This window comes from Phycicoccus sp. Soil802, from assembly GCF_001429605.1.
Lineage (GTDB): Bacteria > Actinomycetota > Actinomycetes > Actinomycetales > Dermatophilaceae > Pedococcus.
Window position 1 is genome coordinate 111,771 of record NZ_LMSS01000004.1, and the last position, 17,217, is coordinate 128,987.

The window sequence follows — 17,217 nt, forward strand, 5'->3', positions numbered from 1 at the left end:
CAGGGGTCTCCGCGAGCCTCGATAGGGTGGTGCGGTGGCTGAACGTTTCCGGGTCGTCGGAGGGACCGCGCTGCACGGTGAGGTCGCCGTGTGGGGCGCCAAGAACAGCGCCCTCAAGCTCATGGCGGCGGCCCTGCTCGCGGTGGGCCGCACCCGGCTGACCAACGTGCCGGCCATCCTCGACGTGACGATCATGGCCGAGCTGCTGCGCCGGCTCGGCTGCACCGTCGACTACGACGCCCCGAGCGGGGTCGTGGAGATCGACGTGCCGGAGCAGATCGGCCACCGGGCCGACTACGACCTGGTCCGGGCCCTGCGCGCGTCCACGGCGGTGCTCGGTCCGCTCGTCGCCCGGTGCGGCGCCGCCGACGTGGCCGTCCCGGGCGGTGACGCGATCGGCTCACGGGGGCTCGACCTGCACGCAGCAGGCCTGGAGGCCCTAGGGGCCCGGGTGCACGTCACCCACGGGTTCCTCGTCGCCGAGGCCCCGAGAGGGCTCGACGGTGCCGAGATCCGACTCGAGTTCCCGAGCGTCGGGGCGACCGAGAACGTCCTGACCGCCGCGGTCCTGGCCCGGGGCGTCACCCGGCTGGAGAACGCCGCCCGCGAGCCCGAGATCGTCGACATCGCGGAGATGCTCATCTCGATGGGCGCGCGGATCACCGGTGCGGGCTCGTCCGTGGTCGAGATCGAGGGCGTCGACCGGCTGGCCCCCACCGAGCACGCCGTGGTCCCCGACCGGATCGCCGCGGGCACCTGGGCGTTCGCAGCGTCCGCCACCCGGGGTGACGTCGAGGTGGTGGGAGCCCGCCCGGAGCACCTCACCAGCGCGCTCGAGCTGGTGCGGGCCAGCGGTGCCACCGTGACGACGACCGAGCGCGGCTTCCGGGTCGACTCCGGTGGCCGCCGCCCCAAGGCCTTCGACGTCGCCACGCTGCCCTACCCGGGTTTCCCGACCGACCTGCAGCCGTTCGCCCTCGCGTGCAACGCCGTCGCCGACGGCTCGGCGATGATCACCGAGAACCTCTTCGAGGCCCGGTTCCGCACCGTCCAGGAGCTGAACCGGCTCGGGGCGGAGACCAGGATCGACGGTCACCACGTGATGGTCCACGGGGTGGAGACGCTCTCCGGGGCCCCGGTCGAGGCGAGCGACATCCGCGCCGGTGCCGCCCTGGTGATCGCCGGGCTGGTGGCCGACGGGATCACCACCGTCAGCGGGGCCCAGCACATCGACCGTGGCTACGCAGGGTTCGCCGAGAGCATGCAGGGACTGGGTGCCGACGTCACCCGCGAGCCCGACGACGCCCCGTTCCTCTGAGCCGGACCGCCGGCCGGCCCCAACCCCCGCGCAGACCTTTATCAGATCTTGATCTGGACGCCGACAACCGAAACCCCCATCCCGTGCGTCCGTGTGAGTGAATGTCTGTCACGGACGAGGGGGTTCGCATGTCGATCAGCACCATCGGGGCTCTGCCCGTGCAAGTGCTTGCCACGCACACGGGGCAGGAGGTCGCGATCATCGGCCGGATCGACGTGCACACCGTCCCGGATGTGCGGCTCCTCCTCCACGAGATCATCGACACCGGCTGTGGTGACGTGCACATGCGGCTCGCCGGGGCCGAGATCGGCGACGCCACGGGGCTCGGGGTCCTGGTCGAGGCCTACAACCGGGCCCGGCGCGCGGGCCGCCGACTGGCCGTCATCGAGATGACGGAGCGCACCGGGCGGCTGTTGCGTGCATCACGCCTCGACCGCGCGCTGGTGCTCCGGGAGGACACCGCGGCGTCGACTGTGGCGGCTGTCACCGCCTGAACGCCTGCCTGACCCTGCTCCTGCGCAGGTACCTTCGGCCCTATGGCCGAGCACACCGACGTCCAGGCGCCTGACCTCGCCACGCCCGCCGCCACGGAAGCCGTCGCGGAGCCGGTCGTGGACGCCGTCCCGGCGCCCGTCACGGAGGCGGCCGCACCGGCGCCCGTCACGGAGGCGGCCGCGCCCGCGCGCCCGGAGCGCGACCGCCCGTGGGTGATGCGCACGTATGCCGGTCACTCCAGTGCCGCGGCGAGCAACGAGCTCTACCGCCGCAACCTCGCCAAGGGACAGACCGGGCTCTCGGTCGCCTTCGACCTGCCGACCCAGACCGGCTACGACCCGGACCACCCGCTCGCGCGGGGCGAGGTCGGCAAGGTGGGGGTGCCGATCTCGCACCTCGGCGACATGCGTGCGCTGTTCGACCAGATCCCGCTCGACCAGATGAACACCTCGATGACCATCAACGCCACGGCGATGTGGCTGCTGGCGATGTACCAGGTCGTCGCAGAGGAGCAGGCCACCGCGGCCGGCGCCGATCCCGCCGAGGCCGTCCGGGCGCTGGCCGGGACGACCCAGAACGACATCATCAAGGAGTACCTGTCGCGCGGGACCTACGTCTTCGCACCGGGGCCGTCGCTGCGGCTCATCACCGACATGGTCGCCTACACCGTCTCGGACATACCCAAGTGGAACCCCACCAACATCTGCAGCTACCACCTGCAGGAAGCCGGGGCCACCCCGGTCCAGGAGATCGCCTACTCGATCTGCACGGCGATCGCCGTCCTCGACGCCGTCCGCGACTCCGGGCAGGTGCCACCCGAGCGGTTCGGTGAGGTGGTCGCCCGGATCTCGTTCTTCGTCAACGCCGGCGTGCGGTTCGTCGAGGAGATGTGCAAGATGCGCGCCTTCGTCCAGCTGTGGGACGACCTGACCCGGGAGCGCTACGGCGTCACCGACGCCAAGCAGCGTCGGTTCCGGTACGGCGTGCAGGTCAACTCGCTCGGGCTGACCGAGGCCCAGCCCGAGAACAACGTGCAGCGGATCGTGCTCGAGATGCTCGCGGTGACGCTGTCCAAGGACGCCCGCGCCCGCGCCGTCCAGCTGCCCGCCTGGAACGAGGCGCTCGGGCTCCCGCGTCCGTGGGACCAGCAGTGGTCGCTGCGGATGCAGCAGGTGCTCGCCTTCGAGTCCGACCTGCTCGAGTACGACGACCTGTTCACGGGGTCGAGGGTCGTGGAGGCCAAGGTGGCCGAGCTCGTCGCCGGCGCGCAGGCCGAGATCGCCCGGGTGCAGGAGATGGGCGGTGCCGTGCCCGCCGTGGAGAGCGGCTACATGAAGTCCGCGCTGGTGGCGTCGCACTCGTTGCGGCGCCAGCGGATCGAGTCCGGCGAGGACGTCGTCGTCGGCGTGAACCGGTTCGAGACCACCGAGCCCAACCCGCTCACCGCCGACCTCGATGCCGCCATCCAGACCGTCGACCACGACGTCGAGGCCAAGGCCGCCGCAGCCGTGCGCGCGTGGCGCGACCGACGCGACGCCGACCCCGAGGGCCGCGAGCGGGCAGCAGCAGCGCTCGCCGCCCTGACGGCTGACGCGCGCAGCGGCACCAACCTCATGCCGGCCTCCCTCGAGGCCGCCCGGGCCGGGGTCACGACGGGGGAGTGGGCCCAGGCCCTGCGCGAGGAGTTCGGGGAGTTCCGGGCGCCGACCGGCGTCTCCGGGTCGGTCGGTGTCGCCAGTGGCGGCAGCGACGAGCTCCAGGCCGTGCGGGCGGAGGTCCGTCGCACGGAGGAGGAGCTGGGGGAGCGACTGCGCGTGCTGGTCGCCAAGCCGGGTCTCGACGGGCACAGCAACGGTGCCGAGCAGGTCGCCGTCCGCGCTCGCGACGCCGGCTTCGAGGTCGTCTACCAGGGGATCCGGCTGACCCCGGAGCAGATCGTGGCCGCCGCGGTGGCCGAGGACGTCCACCTGGTCGGGATCTCGATCCTCTCCGGCTCCCACATGGAGCTGGTGCCCGAGATCCTCGCGGGGCTGCGCGACGCCGGTGCTGGTGACGTCCCCGTCATCGTCGGCGGGATCATCCCGGACACCGATGCCCGCGCCCTGCGCGAGCGCGGCGTGGCCGCGGTCTTCACCCCGAAGGACTTCGGGCTCAACGACATCATGGGCCGGTTCGTCTCGATCATCAGGGCGTCGCGCGGGCTGGCCTGAGACCGGACGGACTCCGGCGCCGGCCTCACCTTGGCTGGGTCGAGCCCGCCCGGACGGGCGGGGAGATCCCCCGTCAGGGGCGGCAGAGCCATTTCGGGGGCAAACACCGGAAACCTAGGCAAATTTCTGGTTCTGGTCTCGGCGAATCCCTGTCCATCCCGGCCCGGGATGGCTTACCTTCAGCGACGGCGTGGTGAACCGGTGGGGGAGTGTTTCCTCCGCGAGCCTCGGGCGATCCCCGAGGCGAGTGGTTGTGCGGCCACGTGCGAAGGAGACCTCGTGTCGATGGAATCTCGGGGAAGGCGTCGTCGGGGCTACACAGCCGTCGTCGGAGTCAGCGCCCTGTCGATCGTGGCGGCAGCTGCAATGAGTGCAGCGCCCGCCATCGCGAGCACCACGCCGAGCCCGGTCAAGCACCGCGGCAAGGCCTTCACCGCCCCCGAGGGTCTGACCGGTGGTGGATCCTTCCGGCTGGGCACCCAGCGCTCGCAGGCGGAGAAGGTCGATCGGTCGCTCGAGGGTGTCAAGGGCGCCGTTGACGTGATGATCGAGCTCGACGCCGTTCCCGCGTCGACCGCCTACACCCGGGCCAAGGCCCGCGGCGGTGCGGCAGCGACGCTCGCGTCCCGCAACCAGACGGCCACGATCAAGCGCGCCCAGGCGGCCGTCGAGGCCCGGTTCGGCGCCTCGGCGACCAGGGCCCAGACCCTCTACCGCGCCCACGCCCTCTACTCGGGTGTCGCCGTCCGCACCGACGCGAGCAAGCTTCAGGCACTGGCAGCGATCCCGGGCGTCAAGGCGGTCCACCGGATCACGCCCAAGTCCCCGTCCAACTCCTCCTCGGTGCCGCTGATCGGCGCCCCCGCCGTCTGGAAGGCCAAGGGCGAGACCGGCCAGGGCGTCCGGGTCGGCGTGATCGACACGGGGATCGACTACACCCACGCCGACTTCGGCGGCCCCGGCACGACCGCGGCATACAACACCGCCAAGGCCTCCAACACGTTCACCCCCACCGCCAAGGTGGTCGGTGGCTACGACTTCGCGGGTGACGCGTACAACCCCAGCGAGGGCGTCACGAAGCCGGTGCCGGACCCGAACCCGCTCGACTGCGAGGGCCACGGCTCCCACGTCGCCGGCACCACCGCGGGCCTCGGTGTCACCAAGGCCGGTGCCACCTACACCGGCGGCTACAACGTGACCATCAACCCCGCGAACATGGCCATCGGGCCCGGTGTCGCGCCGGGCGCCAAGCTCTACGCCCTCAAGGTGTTCGGCTGCGAGGGTGACACCAGCGTCGTCGGCCAGGCACTCGACTGGGCCGCCGACCCCAACGGTGACGGCAACCTCTCCGACCGCCTCGACGTGGTCAACATGTCGCTCGGCTCCAGCTACGGCTCCCCGGACGACCCGGACTCGGTGGCCTCCAACAACCTCGCCGCCCTCGGCACCGTCGTCGTCGCCTCCATGGGCAACAGCGGCGACGTCTACGAGGTCGGTGGCGCTCCCGGCAACGCCACCCGCGTGCTGGCCGTGGCCGCCTCCGACGACCGTGACTCGGTCGTCGACGGCCTCAAGGTCGACAGCCCCACCGGCATCGAGCCGGCCAACACGGTCGACAAGACGCAGGACAACATCTTCGCCGCGCTGAAGTCGGTGGCCTACGACTGGGCGACCAAGCCCGGCCTGACCGACACCGACGTCGTCACGATCGGTGACTGGAGCCAGGCAGCCAGCCCGACCAACAACACCGACGCGTGCTCGACCCTGTCGGTGGGCGACGCGGCCAAGGTGGCCGGCAAGATCGTGATGACCAAGTGGTTCGACGGCACGGGACGTCGCTGTGGCTCGGCCGCTCGCGCCCAGCTCGCCGAGGACGCCGGCGCCATCGGCGTCATCTACGGCAGCGACGTGAACTCGTTCTCGGCCGGCGTCACCGGTGACGCGGACATCCCCGCGATGCTGACCGTCAACCAGGCCACCGTCGCCATCAAGGCCCAGCTGGACAACAGCGTGCCGGTGAAGGTCACCATGACCAACGCCCTGCGCAACAGCGTGACCGTCGTCAACTCCGGTGCGATCGACCAGGTCGCCGGCTTCTCCTCGCGGGGTGTCGGCATCGCCAACAACGTCAAGCCTGACGTCGCGGCCCCCGGTGTGACCACCTTCTCCGTCGCCGTCGGCACGGGCAGCGAGGGCATCGCCGAGAGCGGCACCTCGATGGCCTCGCCGCACGTTGCCGGTGAAGCCGCCCTCGTGCGTGGCGCCCACCCCAACTGGACCTCCGAGGAGGTCAAGGCCGCCATCATGAACACGGCGACCCAGGACGTCTTCGTCGGTGCGAGCCACACGGGTGACGTCTACGGTCCGGAGCGGGTCGGCTCGGGTCGCGTCAAGGCCGACGCGGCTGTCGACACGACCACGCTGGCCTACGTCAAGGACACCCCGGGTGCCGTCAGCGTCTCGTTCGGTCCGGTGGCCGTCACGGCGGCGACCACAACCCTGACCAAGACGGTCAAGGTCGTCAACAAGCGCCCGACCGGCACGTCTTCGTACACGATCGCCTACAAGGCGGCCCACCCGACCCCGGGTGTGACGTACTCGTTCACCCCCAGCCAGATCAGCCTCCCGGCTGGTGGCTCGGCGGACGTCAAGGTCACGGCGACCATCACGCGTTCGTCGCTCCGGGCGGTCACCGACCCGACCACGCCGACCGACCCGCTCGGACTCGAGATCCAGACGAACCACCGCGCTGACGCCAGCGGCCGCATGGTCCTGACGCCGGCCGGCACCACCCCGGGCTCCAAGCTCCGGGTGCCGGTGTGGTCGGCTCCGCGTCCGGCCTCGGTGATGAAGGCGGCCGCCACGGCCACCGTCACGGGTGGGACGGTCAAGACCGGCTCGCTCGCGCTGTCCGGCACGGGTGTCTCGCAGGGCAGTGGCAACACCGGCTACGAGTCGTCGGTGTCCACGTTCCAGCTGCAGGGCAACAGCCCGAAGATCCCGAGCTGCTCGTCCACCCTGGTGGTCAAGTGCATCGCGTTCGCCGACGACCGTTCTGCCGACCTGCGTTTCGTCGGCACCGGCTCGGACGCACCGAAGTACGCGGCCGCGGACCTGGACCACTCGTTCATCAGCTTCGGGGTCACCAGCTTCGGACCCTGGCGCACGCCGGCGTCCTACACCGAGTTCGACGTCTGGCTCGAGACGGACGCGACGAAGCCGGGACCCGATGCGGTCGTCTACAACACCCGGTTCGTCACCACGGACGACTACGACTACTTCCTCTCGGAGCTGGTCGACCTTCGCCCCGGTGTCGACCAGTACTCGGTGATCGATGACCAGCTGCTCAACGGCATCGACGGCTCCTTCGACACCAACGCCTTCAACAGCGACTCACTGGTCCTCCCGGTGTCCGTCGGTGTGCTGCAGGACGCGGGTCTCATCACGGGTGCCGCGCCGAAGATCAAGTACTGGGTCGAGTCCTCCACCGCGGAGGCCGGTCTGGTCGACACGGTGGGCTCGCAGGCCGCTCCGTTGACGCTCAGCGTGGCTTCGCCCGCGCTGGCCGCCTACGGCGACTACCTGACGATGCTCAACACCGACCTCCCGGGTGCGAAGCTCACGGTCCGTCGCGCCGACGCGTCGATGGCGTCGGACAAGCCGCAGGGGCTGCTGCTCATCCACCACCTGAACACCAATGGTGCTCGGGCCCAGGTGGTGCCGGTCCGGCTCCCGACCAAGACCACGATCACCGCCAACGACCGCGACTTCAGGTACGGCTACCGCCCGACCTTGACTGCCACGGTCAGCCCGTCCGCCGCGACTGGATCGGTGACGTTCCTGGACGGCAGCCGGGTGCTCGGGTCCGCCACGCTCAGCAACGGCAAGGCGGTCCTGAAGGCGCCCGTCCTGTCCAAGGGCACGCACAAGCTGACGGCGAGGTACACCGCTTCGACGGCGTACGCTCCGTCGACGTCGGCGGCCATCACGGTGGTCGTGCGCTGAGCCTGATCCACCCTGCGTGACCTCTGGGCCCCTGCCATCCGGCAGGGGCCCAGAGTCGTTCCCGCCGACTTCTGGCCACCCATGCCCCCTTGGCACCGACATCCCGGGCCTGCGTGCGGCACCGGTGGCCAGAAGTCGGGGAAGGGGGGTGGGGTCAGAGCCAGCTGCCGTGGCGCAGGACCCGCTGCAGGACCAGCTGGGAGTCGACCACCAGCAGGTCGGCGTGCTGTCCGGGTGCCAGGCTTCCCGACCCCGCCAGGGCGAGGGCCCGGGCCGGCGTGGCGGAGGCTGCCGCCACCGCGTCGACCAGGGGGATGCCGAGGTCGTGGACCAGCCACCGCACCTGGTCGAGCAGCGTGCTCACCCCACCGGCCAGGCTGCCGTTGCCGGTCAGTCGCACCGCCCGACCGCTGAGTGTCACGTCGAGCCCACCGAGGGTGTAGGCGCCGTCGGGCAGGCCGCTCGCGGACATCGCATCGCTGACCAGGGCGAGGTGCTCGGGGCCGACCGTGTCGAAGAGCATCCGCACCGTGCCACCGTCGAGGTGCACTCCGTCGGCGATCACCTCGACGACCGCCCGGCCGCGGGCTGCGGCAGCGATCGCGGCACCCGCGGGGCCCGGGGAGCGGGACAGCAGCGGCGGCATACCGTTGAAGAGGTGCGTCGCGAGGGGCAGGCCACCCCGCACGCCGGACGCGGCCACCGCGTCGAGGGCTCGGGCGGTGGCGTCGAAGTCGGCGTCGGTGTGACCGACCGCCCCCACGGCGCCGACAGCAGCGAGGGCCGCCGGCACCTCGTCCCCGCCGGCCCGCTCCGGGGCCCAGGTCATCTGCGCGAAGGCCCCGTCGCCCGCGGCGTCAGCGAGGGCGTCGATGAGCGCGACGTCGGCGTCGACCAGCGCGGCGGGGTTCTGCGCCCCGCACCGCGCGGTCGAGAGGAACGGCCCTTCGAGGTGTATGCCGGCCAGCTCGCCGCTGCGCACGAGGTCACCGAGCGTCCGGGCACCCTCGAGCAGCGTGGTCGCCGGCGCGGACACGAGGGAGCCCACGATCGTGGTGGTGCCGTGTTGGTGGTGGTGCCGGGCGGCCCGGTGCGCGCTCGCAGGGTCGGGACCGAACTCGCCTCCGTTGCCTCCGTGGCAGTGGAGGTCCACGAGCCCGGGCAGCAGGGTCAGGCCGGCCTGCCAGCCGTCCGGCTCGGCCACGTCGACCCACGCCGGGGGCAGCGAGGCCCGGGCACCGGCATACGCGACGCGGGCGCCCTCCACCGCGACCGCCCCGTCCCCGACGACCCCCTCGGGGGTGACGACTCGCCCGGTCAGGAGCAGTCGGCGGGGGTCGGCAGCGGAAGGGGTCACGTGAGGATGATGGACCGAGACAGGTGTCGGGGTCGATCCGGGTCCACGCCGGCCTGCTCGGCCTTGGCCAGGCAGAGCCGGTGCACCCGCAGCAGGTCGGCGAGCGGGTCGATGGCACGGTGCTCGAAGTGTGCGCCGGTCGCCCGGACGTCCTCGTCCAGGCCGGCAGGGACCTCACCGAAGGCCCACGTCGCCCGCCCGGTCGTCGCGATGCTGATCGGGCCGTGCCGGTACTCCATCGCGGGATAGGACTCCGTCCAGAACTGGGCCGACTCGCGCAGCTTCAGGGCGGCCTCGTGGGCCAGGCCCACGGTCCAGCCCCGGCCGACGAAGGTGACCTGCTCGGCCTCGCGGACACCCTCGAGCGCCGTGGAGCCGTCCTCGGCGAGCACGGCCTCGGCGTCGGCGATGGCGGCGCTGAGGTCCTCGCCCAGCGTGGCTCGCAGCAGCGCGAGGGTCGTGGTGGCGAACCGGGTCTGCACCACGGAGTGCTCGTCGACCTCGGGGAGCAGGAGCGCGTGGGTGGCCAGGTCGGGGATGGCGGTGCCCGCCGTGGCGACGAGGGCCGTGGTGGTCGGGCCGTCGGAGCGCTCACGCAGCCGTTCGAGCAGGTCGATGACCTCGGTCGTGGTGCCCGAGCGCGAGATGGCCACGACGTGGTCGTAGTCGCGCCCGAGCGGGTACTCGCTGGCCGCGAAGGCATCGGTGGGGCCGGTGCCGGAGGTCTCTCGCAGCGTGGCGTAGGCCTGCGCCATGTAGAAGGACGTGCCACAGCCGGTGACGGCCACCCGGGCACCGCGGGGTGGGAGGACGGCCAGCGCCTCGTCGACGCGGGCCAGCACGGCCCGCCAGTCACCCGGCTGGGTGGCGATCTCGGCGGCCAGGTGGGCAGCGGGGCGGTCAACCACGACATGACTCCTTGGATGAGTGAATACGACTGTTACGAATCTTTAACCATCAGATTCGATCAGTCAAGACCAGGCCGGTTTGATCCGCATTTCGCCCGGTTGATCAGGGCAACTGCACGAAAATGTCGCTGCAGACCCCTTGACGAGCGCCGATCACCGGGGCCACTGTGGCTGTCGAACCTCGCAGTTGTGAGCGAACAACGCGGCAACCGCTACGAAACGATCACGGCCACGAGGCCGGGTCGACACGAGAACCGACAGAGATCGAGGTAGACACGTGAGCACGAGACGACACCTCCGGGGAGCGGCGCTGGTCGCGGCGACCGCGGCAGCCGGCCTTGGGCTGGCTGCCTGCGGCGGCGGGCAGGGAGCCGGTACCGCCGACGGCGGCGGATCGGGGGGCAAGGCCACGACCATCAAGCTGGTCGCGGCCGAGTACTCCAAGGACCACACGAAGGCCTTCTGGGACCAGTTCGCCCAGGCCTACAAGACCAAGACGGGCAACACCCTGCAGGTGCAGATCGTCAGCTGGGACGACATCGACCAGCAGAGCTCCACCATGGTCCAGAACAACAACCCGCCGGACATCCTCAACCTCAACGCCTACGCGAGCTACGCGAAGGACGACCTCCTGTACAGCTCCGACGAGGTGCTGTCCGACTCGGTGAAGTCCGACCTGCTCGAGGCCTTCGTGAAGTCGGGCACCTACAACGGCAAGATGTACGGCATGCCCGACCTGAGCTCCGCCCGGGCCATGTTCTACAACAAGACCCTCTTCAAGGAGGCCGGCATCGCCGAGCCGCCGAAGACGTGGGCCGAGTTCGAGGCCGACGCCCAGAAGATCAAGGACCTGGGCAAGGGCAACATCGGCTACGGCCTCCCGCTGGGCCCCGAGGAGGCGCAGGGCGAGTTCTCCATCTGGCTGTTCAACAACGGCGGTGACTGGAAGAAGGACGGCAAGTGGTCGATCAACAGCCCTGAGAACGTCGAGACGCTGACCTTCCTCAAGACCCTGGCCGCCAAGAAGCTCACCCAGAACAACCCCGGCAAGACCAACCGCCAGGACGCCTTCGACCTGTTCGCGTCAGGCAAGGTCGGCATGGTCGTCGGCTTCTCTCCGCTCGCGGGCACCCTCGACAAGGACAAGAAGGTCGACTACGGCGTCGCCCCGATGCCGACCAAGGCCGAGGGCGGCGAGCCGCAGACCTTCGGTGTCACCGACTACCTGATGGCCTTCAAGAAGAAGGGGAACCAGGACGCGGTCAAGGCGTTCTACGACCTCTACTACCAGAAGGACCAGGTCAACCAGTTCATCAAGGCCGAGGGGTTCTTGCCGGTCACCAAGTCCGGCATCCAGGAGTTCTCCTCCGACGCCGCGCTCAAGACCTACCTCGAGACCCTGCCGAACGCGCACCTGACGCCCACCGACGACCCCACGTGGGACAAGGTGAAGCTCGCCGTGCAGCAGAACCTCGGCACGGCCATCACCGGTGACCCGAAGGCGGTGCTGGACAAGCTGCAGCAGTCCGCCGAGGCCGGCGGCTGAGCGTGACCCAGCCCATCGGCGCAGGGGCGGGTGCGGTCGGAGGTCCGGCCGCACCCGCCCCGGCGGCCCCCTCCTCGCCGGCCGAGCCGGTCGGTGGCCGGCGACGCACAGCGCGGCGGCGACACACCTCCGGCGTGTCCGGGTGGATCGCCCTGCTCTGGCTGGCCCCGGCACTCGCGCTGGTCCTCGGCGTGGTCGTGTGGCCGGCGGTCGAGCTGGTCCGTGCCTCCCTGTCGCGCTACTCGATCACCGGGCTGCGCAAGGGCGACGCCGGCCTCGACAACTTCCGCAACGTCCTGGCCAACGACAGCCTCACCACGGTGCTCACCAACACGGTCGTCTGGGTGGTCGCGGTGGTCGCGCTCACGATCCTCATCAGCCTGGGTGTCGCCCAGTTCCTCACCAAGGAGTTCTGGGGACGGCGCATCGTCAGGTGGGCGGTGATCGTGCCCTGGGCCGCGTCGCTCGTGATCACCGCCCGGCTGTTCAGCCTGATCTACAGCTACTACTACGGCACGCTCAACGCCGTGCTCCTCAAGCTGCACGTCATCGACACCCCGATCGACTTCATCGGCAGCGACCGGCTGATCATGCCGTCGATGATCGTGGTGGGGGTGTTCGTCTCCATCCCGTTCACCGCCTACGTCTTCGTCGCCGGGCTCAACGCGATACCTGGCGACGTCTACGAGGCGGCGCGCATCGACGGTGCCTCGGCCTGGCAGACCTGGCGGCAGATCACGCTGCCCCTGCTGCGACCCGCGATCCTCGTCGCGACCGTCCTGAACATGATCTACGTGTTCAACAGCTTCCCGATCATCTACACGCTCAACGAGTCCAACCCCGGGTTCGGTCACGACACGACGATCACGTTCATGTACAAGCTCGCCTTCAAGAGCGCCGAGAAGGACGTGGGCCAGTCCGCGGCAGCCGGGTTGTTCAACGTGTGCCTGATCCTGGTGGCGGTGCTCGTCTACCTCCGGGTGTCCAGCTGGCGCGAGGAGGAGTCATGAGCAGCACGTCCACCGGCCTGCCGGCCGCCCCCACCGTCCGTCGTCCGCGACCGGGTGGGTGGCGGGGCGTCCGGCCGTGGGTCATGCCGATCATCGGCCTGGTCGTCGCCTTCGCCTTCCTGTGGCCCTACCTCGTGATGCTGCTCGACGCGTTCCGCCCGAGCAGCGACGTGGTGAAGACGCCGCCGTCCCTGCTCCCGGAGCAGTGGAAGTGGACGACGTTCTCCGAGGTGCTCGGTGACGAGCGCTTCCTCGCCTGGCTGAAGAGCTCGCTGGTGATCTCGCTGTCCTCGACCGCCATCGTCGTGGTGGTGGCGATCCCGGCGGCCTACTTCACCGCGCGGTTCCGGTTTCGCGGCCGGATGGCGTTCCTGTTCCTCGTGCTCGTGACCCAGATGTTCGCCCCTACCTCGCTGGTCGTGGGCATCTACCGCGAGTTCTACGCCCTCACCCTGGTCGACACCTACCAGGCGCTGATCCTCACCAACGCCGCCTTCAACCTGGCTTTCGCGATCTGGATCCTGCACGGCTTCTTCGCCTCGATCCCGCGCGAGATCGAGGAGGCCGCCGAGCTCGACGGTGCGGGCCGGCTCGGTCGGCTGTGGCGGGTCATGCTGCCACTGACGCTGCCGGGCCTGGTCACGGCGACGATCTTCACGTTCATCGCGGCCTGGAACGAGTACGTCGTCGCGCTCACCCTGATGCTCAGTGACGACAAGAAACCCCTGACCGTCGGCATCAACTCCTACGTCACCGGCTATGAGCAGAACTGGGACCAGCTGTTCGCCGCCTCCATCGTCGCGATCGTCCCGGTCGTGGTGTTGTTCGCGGTCATCGAGAAGCACCTCGTCGGCGGGCTCACGTCGGGGGCGGTCAAGTGAGCGAGCTCGAGGTGCGCGGCGGCATGGATCGCGGCGCCCGCTGGGGTGCCCTGCTCGCCCTCCTCGCCGAGCACGGCCGGCTCAGCGTGGCCCAGGTCGTGGAGGCGCTCGGTGTCTCGGAGGCCACGGTGCGGCGCGACTTCGGCGAGCTCGCCGCCCAGCAGCTGGTGACCCGCACCCACGGCGGGGTCGTGGCCAGCGCGGTGGCGTACGAGCTGCCGGCCCGCTACAAGCTCGCGGGGAGCGACTCGGCCAAGGAGCGGGTCGCAGCCCATGCGGCCGACCTCGTGCCGGAGGGCACCGTGGTGGGCTTCAACGGGGGCACGACGACCAGCGCGACCGCGCGACGGCTCGCGGCCCGAGCCGACCTCGCGGCCAGCTCGAGGCGCCCCGCGGTCACCGTCGTGACCAACGCGCTCAACATCGCCACCGAGATGGTGCTGCGACCCTTCATCCGCTGCGTGTCGCTGGGGGGCGTGGCGCGGCAGGAGTCCTACGAGCTCTCGGGTCCGCTCGCCGCCATGGTGCTGGGCGAGCTGTGGCTCGACACAGTCGTCCTCGGCGTCGACGGGGTCTCCAGCGCGGGCGGGGCCACCTGCCAGCACGAGGGGGAGGCCGGCATCAACTCGCTCATGGTCCAGCGCGCGGACCGGGTCGTCGTCGTCGCGACGGGCGACAAGGTCGGCCGCCGGGCGTTCGCGCGGATCTGCCCGACCGAGCGGATCTCGTTGCTGGTCACCGATTCCAGCGCTCCCGACGATGCTGTCTCCGACCTGCGGGCCGCGGGTGTCACGGTGCAGGTGGTCTGAGGGTGGATCGTCCTGTCGTGGCCGCGATCGATGTGGGCGGCACGCGGATCAAGTCAGCCCTGGTGACCCGCGAAGGAGTCGAGGTCGTGGCCCTCACTCGACCCACTCCCGAGCGCCTCGACGTCGACGGCGCCCTGGTGGACGCCGCGGTCGACACCGTGGGCGCGCTGCGGGACGCCGCGACCCGGGACGGCCACGAGGTCGCCGTCGCCGCGGTGGGACTGGTCGTGCCGGGGATCGTCGACGACGGCAGGGGCCTGGCGCGATGGTCGGCCAACCTGGGCTGGCGCGACCTGCCCGTCGCCGAACCGCTGGAGCGGGTCCTCGCGCTCCCGGTCGCGTTCGGCCACGACGTGCGTGCCGGGCTGGTGGCCGAGGCCAGGTTCGGCGCCGCCCGGCTCGCCTCGAACGCCGTCTTCGTCGCGATCGGCACGGGAGTGGCCGGCGCGCTCCTGCTCGACGGACGGGTCATCTCGGCCGACGGCTGGAGCGGCGAGCTGGGTCACCTGGTCGTCGAGCCCGGCGGTCCCCGCTGTGGCTGCGGAGGGCGGGGATGCCTCGAGGCCGTCGCGTCGGCCGCAGCGGTCGAGTCGGCCTACGCGGCCAGCACCGGCACCCGGCGTGACGCCGCTGCCGTCGCGGAGCTCGTGGCGGGCGGAGACCTGCCGGCCACCAGCGTGTGGCAGGGGGCCGTCGACGCGCTGGCCCGGGCGGTCGTCGCGACGGTCACCCTGACCGGGGTCGAGCGAGTCGTCGTGGGTGGCGGACTGAGCCGCAGCGGTGAGGTGCTGCTGCGCCCGCTGCGCAGCGCGGTCGAGTCCGCCCTCACGTTCCAGCGGCGCCCCACCATTGTGCAGGCCGCGCTCGGGGACCGCGCCGGATGCCTGGGCGCCTCCTGCCTGGCGTGGGATCGCACGTGATCGTCACCGTCACGCCCAACCCGGCCCTTGACGTCACGTATGCCGTCGAGCGCCTCACGGTCCACCGCAGCCACCGCGTGCTCGAGGTCCGCGAGGTGGCGGGCGGCAAGGGGCTGAACGTCTCGTCGGTTCTCACCGGCCAGGGACAGCCGGTGCTGGCGGTGGGCCTGGTCGGGGGAGCCGCCGGCGAACGGCTGCTCGCCGACCTCGACGCACGCGGCATACGGCACTCGTGCCTGACGAGCCCGGTCGAGACCCGGCGCACGGTCACCGTCGTCTCGCGGGCCGACGGCGAGGCGACCGCCTTCAACGAACCCGGTGCGCCCTGCGCCCCCGGCCAGTGGGACTCGGTCGTCGCGCACACCGGTCGGGTGCTCGTCGAGCACGGTGCCGCGGTGCTGGTCGCCTCCGGCAGCGTCCCACCGGGCTTTCCGCCCGACGGGTACGCCCAGCTCGTGGCGGCCGGTCACGCCGCCGGCTGCCGGGTGGTCCTCGACGCCTCCGGCGACGGGTTGCTCGGTGGGGTCGCCGCTGGTCCGGACGTGGTCAAGCCCAACCGCGACGAGCTCGCCGAGGCGACCGGGAGCGACGACCCGGTCGCGGGTGCCCGTCTGCTCCAGGACCGCGGGGCCGGGGACGTGCTGGTCTCGCTGGGGCCGGACGGCATGGTCTGGGTCCCAGCGCAGGGTCCGGTGCTGCGGGCTGCACTGGGCCACGCACTGCTCGGCAACCCCACCGGGGCCGGCGACGCCGCCGTGGCCGCGGTGGCCGCGGGCTTGCTGTCGGGGGAGCCGCCCGAGCTGTTGCTGCGCAACGCCGTGGCCTGGTCTGCGGCGGCGGTGCTGCAGCCGGTCGCAGGGGTCGTGTCGGCCGATGACGTCGCCCGCCTGGGGGCCGACGTGACGATCTGGAGGGACTGACGTGCTGGCTGATCTGGCAGGGGTGCTCGCGGAGGCGCGGGCGCAGGGGCGCGGGGTGGCGGCCTTCAACGTCATCCACCTCGAGCATGCGCAGGCCCTGGTCGGGGCGGCCGAGGACGTGGGCCTGCCCGTCGTCCTGCAGGTCAGCGAGAACACCGTGCGTTTCCACGGAGCCCTGGCCCCGCTCGCGGCGGCGGCCCGCGTGCTGGCCGAGGCGGCCACCGTCCCCGTGGTGCTCCACCTCGACCACGCCGTGAGCACCGACCTGGTCGAGGAGGCGCTCGGTGCGGGCTTCACGTCGGTGATGTTCGACGGGTCGACCCTCGAGGACAGCGAGAACCGTGCCGTCACGCGGGCGGTCGTCGACCGCTGCCACGCCGCGGGGGTGAGCGTCGAGGCAGAGCTCGGCGAGATCGGGGGCAAGGACGGCGTGCACGCCCCTGGAGTCCGGACGCGACCGGACGAGGCGGCCCAGTTCGCCCGCGACACTGGCGTGGACGCGCTCGCGGTGGCCGTCGGGTCCTCCCACGCGATGACCCACCGCACCGCGGTCCTCGACCTCGACCTGATCGCGGCGATCGCGGCGCAGGTGCCCGTCCCACTGGTGCTGCACGGCTCGTCGGGGGTGCCTGACGACGGGATCCAGGCGGCGGTGCGCGCGGGAATGACCAAGATCAACATCGCGACGCACCTGAACGCCGTCTTCACCGCAGCCGTGCGTGAGCGGCTGGCGGCCGACGACGCACTGGTCGACACCCGCAAGTACCTCGGGCCGGCGCGCGCAGCCGTGCGCGCCGAGGCGGCCCGGCTGCTGGCGCTGGTCGCGCTGCGCTGACGG

At 71.3% G+C, this 17,217-nt stretch carries 13 protein-coding genes; 11 read left to right on the plus strand and 2 right to left on the minus strand.

Translation table 11 applies throughout. The features are described 5' to 3' along the window. Nucleotides 1-34 precede the first annotated feature (34 nt). From murA to ASG91_RS09645, 4 genes are all read left to right on the plus strand, one after another. Entirely contained in the window at nucleotides 35-1,318 is a 1,284-nt protein-coding gene (gene murA, locus ASG91_RS09630; protein WP_056922436.1) for a UDP-N-acetylglucosamine 1-carboxyvinyltransferase, read from the plus strand. Nucleotides 1,319-1,446: 128 nt separating this feature from the next. Further along, the gene (locus ASG91_RS09635; RefSeq protein ID WP_056922437.1) at nucleotides 1,447-1,812 is read left to right on the plus strand and encodes an STAS domain-containing protein; all 366 of its coding nucleotides are present in this window, start codon (nucleotides 1,447-1,449) and stop codon (nucleotides 1,810-1,812) included. A 216-nt stretch (nucleotides 1,813-2,028) separates the two neighbouring features. Further along, complete coding sequence (locus ASG91_RS09640; RefSeq protein ID WP_056922711.1) at nucleotides 2,029-4,023, plus strand: protein meaA; 1,995 nt, start codon at nucleotides 2,029-2,031, stop codon at nucleotides 4,021-4,023. 285 nt (nucleotides 4,024-4,308) lie between these two features. After that, complete coding sequence (locus ASG91_RS09645; protein ID WP_235544222.1) at nucleotides 4,309-8,028, plus strand: S8 family serine peptidase; 3,720 nt, start codon at nucleotides 4,309-4,311, stop codon at nucleotides 8,026-8,028. A gap of 154 nt (nucleotides 8,029-8,182) precedes the next feature. Here ASG91_RS09645 and ASG91_RS09650 read toward each other — a convergent pair whose 3' ends face one another. Further along, nucleotides 8,183-9,385 carry an N-acetylglucosamine-6-phosphate deacetylase gene (locus ASG91_RS09650; RefSeq protein ID WP_082592652.1) on the minus strand — a complete coding sequence of 401 codons (1,203 nt, stop codon included), beginning with the start codon at nucleotides 9,383-9,385 and terminating at the stop codon, nucleotides 8,183-8,185. After that, nucleotides 9,382-10,293, minus strand: coding sequence for an SIS domain-containing protein (locus ASG91_RS09655; protein WP_056922439.1), 912 nt, complete (start codon nucleotides 10,291-10,293; stop codon nucleotides 9,382-9,384). Before ASG91_RS09655 ends, ASG91_RS09650 begins: the two co-directional genes overlap by 4 nt. A 277-nt stretch (nucleotides 10,294-10,570) precedes the next feature. Here ASG91_RS09655 and ASG91_RS09660 point away from each other — a divergent pair, with 277 nt between their 5' ends. The 7 genes from ASG91_RS09660 to ASG91_RS09690 all read left to right on the plus strand — a co-directional run bounded on the left by ASG91_RS09660 (nucleotide 10,571) and on the right by ASG91_RS09690 (nucleotide 17,214). Next, nucleotides 10,571-11,839, plus strand: a complete 1,269-nt coding sequence (locus ASG91_RS09660) for an extracellular solute-binding protein (protein WP_235543909.1) — start codon at nucleotides 10,571-10,573, stop codon at nucleotides 11,837-11,839. Between the two features lie 134 nt (nucleotides 11,840-11,973). Continuing rightward, nucleotides 11,974-12,849 (plus strand): carbohydrate ABC transporter permease, encoded by an 876-nt coding sequence (locus ASG91_RS09665; protein ID WP_056922714.1) that lies wholly within the window; start codon nucleotides 11,974-11,976, stop codon nucleotides 12,847-12,849. Next, nucleotides 12,846-13,730, plus strand: a complete 885-nt coding sequence (locus tag ASG91_RS09670) for a carbohydrate ABC transporter permease (protein ID WP_056922440.1) — start codon at nucleotides 12,846-12,848, stop codon at nucleotides 13,728-13,730. The genes ASG91_RS09665 and ASG91_RS09670 overlap by 4 nt, the downstream gene beginning before the upstream one ends. Continuing rightward, nucleotides 13,727-14,539: a DeoR/GlpR family DNA-binding transcription regulator gene (locus ASG91_RS09675; RefSeq protein ID WP_235543908.1), complete on the plus strand. Its 813-nt coding sequence runs from the start codon at nucleotides 13,727-13,729 to the stop codon at nucleotides 14,537-14,539. Before ASG91_RS09670 ends, ASG91_RS09675 begins: the two co-directional genes overlap by 4 nt. A gap of 17 nt (nucleotides 14,540-14,556) precedes the next feature. Beyond that, the gene (locus tag ASG91_RS09680) at nucleotides 14,557-15,459 is read left to right on the plus strand and encodes an ROK family protein (RefSeq protein ID WP_082592650.1); all 903 of its coding nucleotides are present in this window, start codon (nucleotides 14,557-14,559) and stop codon (nucleotides 15,457-15,459) included. Next, the gene (locus tag ASG91_RS09685) at nucleotides 15,444-16,379 is read left to right on the plus strand and encodes a 1-phosphofructokinase family hexose kinase (protein WP_235545520.1); all 936 of its coding nucleotides are present in this window, start codon (nucleotides 15,444-15,446) and stop codon (nucleotides 16,377-16,379) included. The genes ASG91_RS09680 and ASG91_RS09685 overlap by 16 nt, the downstream gene beginning before the upstream one ends. 1 nt (nucleotide 16,380) lies before the next feature. Then, nucleotides 16,381-17,214: a class II fructose-bisphosphate aldolase gene (locus tag ASG91_RS09690; RefSeq protein WP_056922443.1), complete on the plus strand. Its 834-nt coding sequence runs from the start codon at nucleotides 16,381-16,383 to the stop codon at nucleotides 17,212-17,214. Nucleotides 17,215-17,217: the final 3 nt, after the last annotated feature.

Coding starts and splice junctions, on each gene's coding strand:
- ASG91_RS09635 (WP_056922437.1), top strand. CDS start 1,447: ATGTCGATCAGCACCATCGGGGCTCTGCCCGTGCAAGTGCTTGCCACG.
- ASG91_RS09640 (WP_056922711.1), top strand. CDS start 2,029: ATGCGCACGTATGCCGGTCACTCCAGTGCCGCGGCGAGCAACGAGCTC.
- ASG91_RS09645 (WP_235544222.1), top strand. CDS start 4,309: ATGGAATCTCGGGGAAGGCGTCGTCGGGGCTACACAGCCGTCGTCGGA.
- ASG91_RS09670 (WP_056922440.1), top strand. CDS start 12,846: ATGAGCAGCACGTCCACCGGCCTGCCGGCCGCCCCCACCGTCCGTCGT.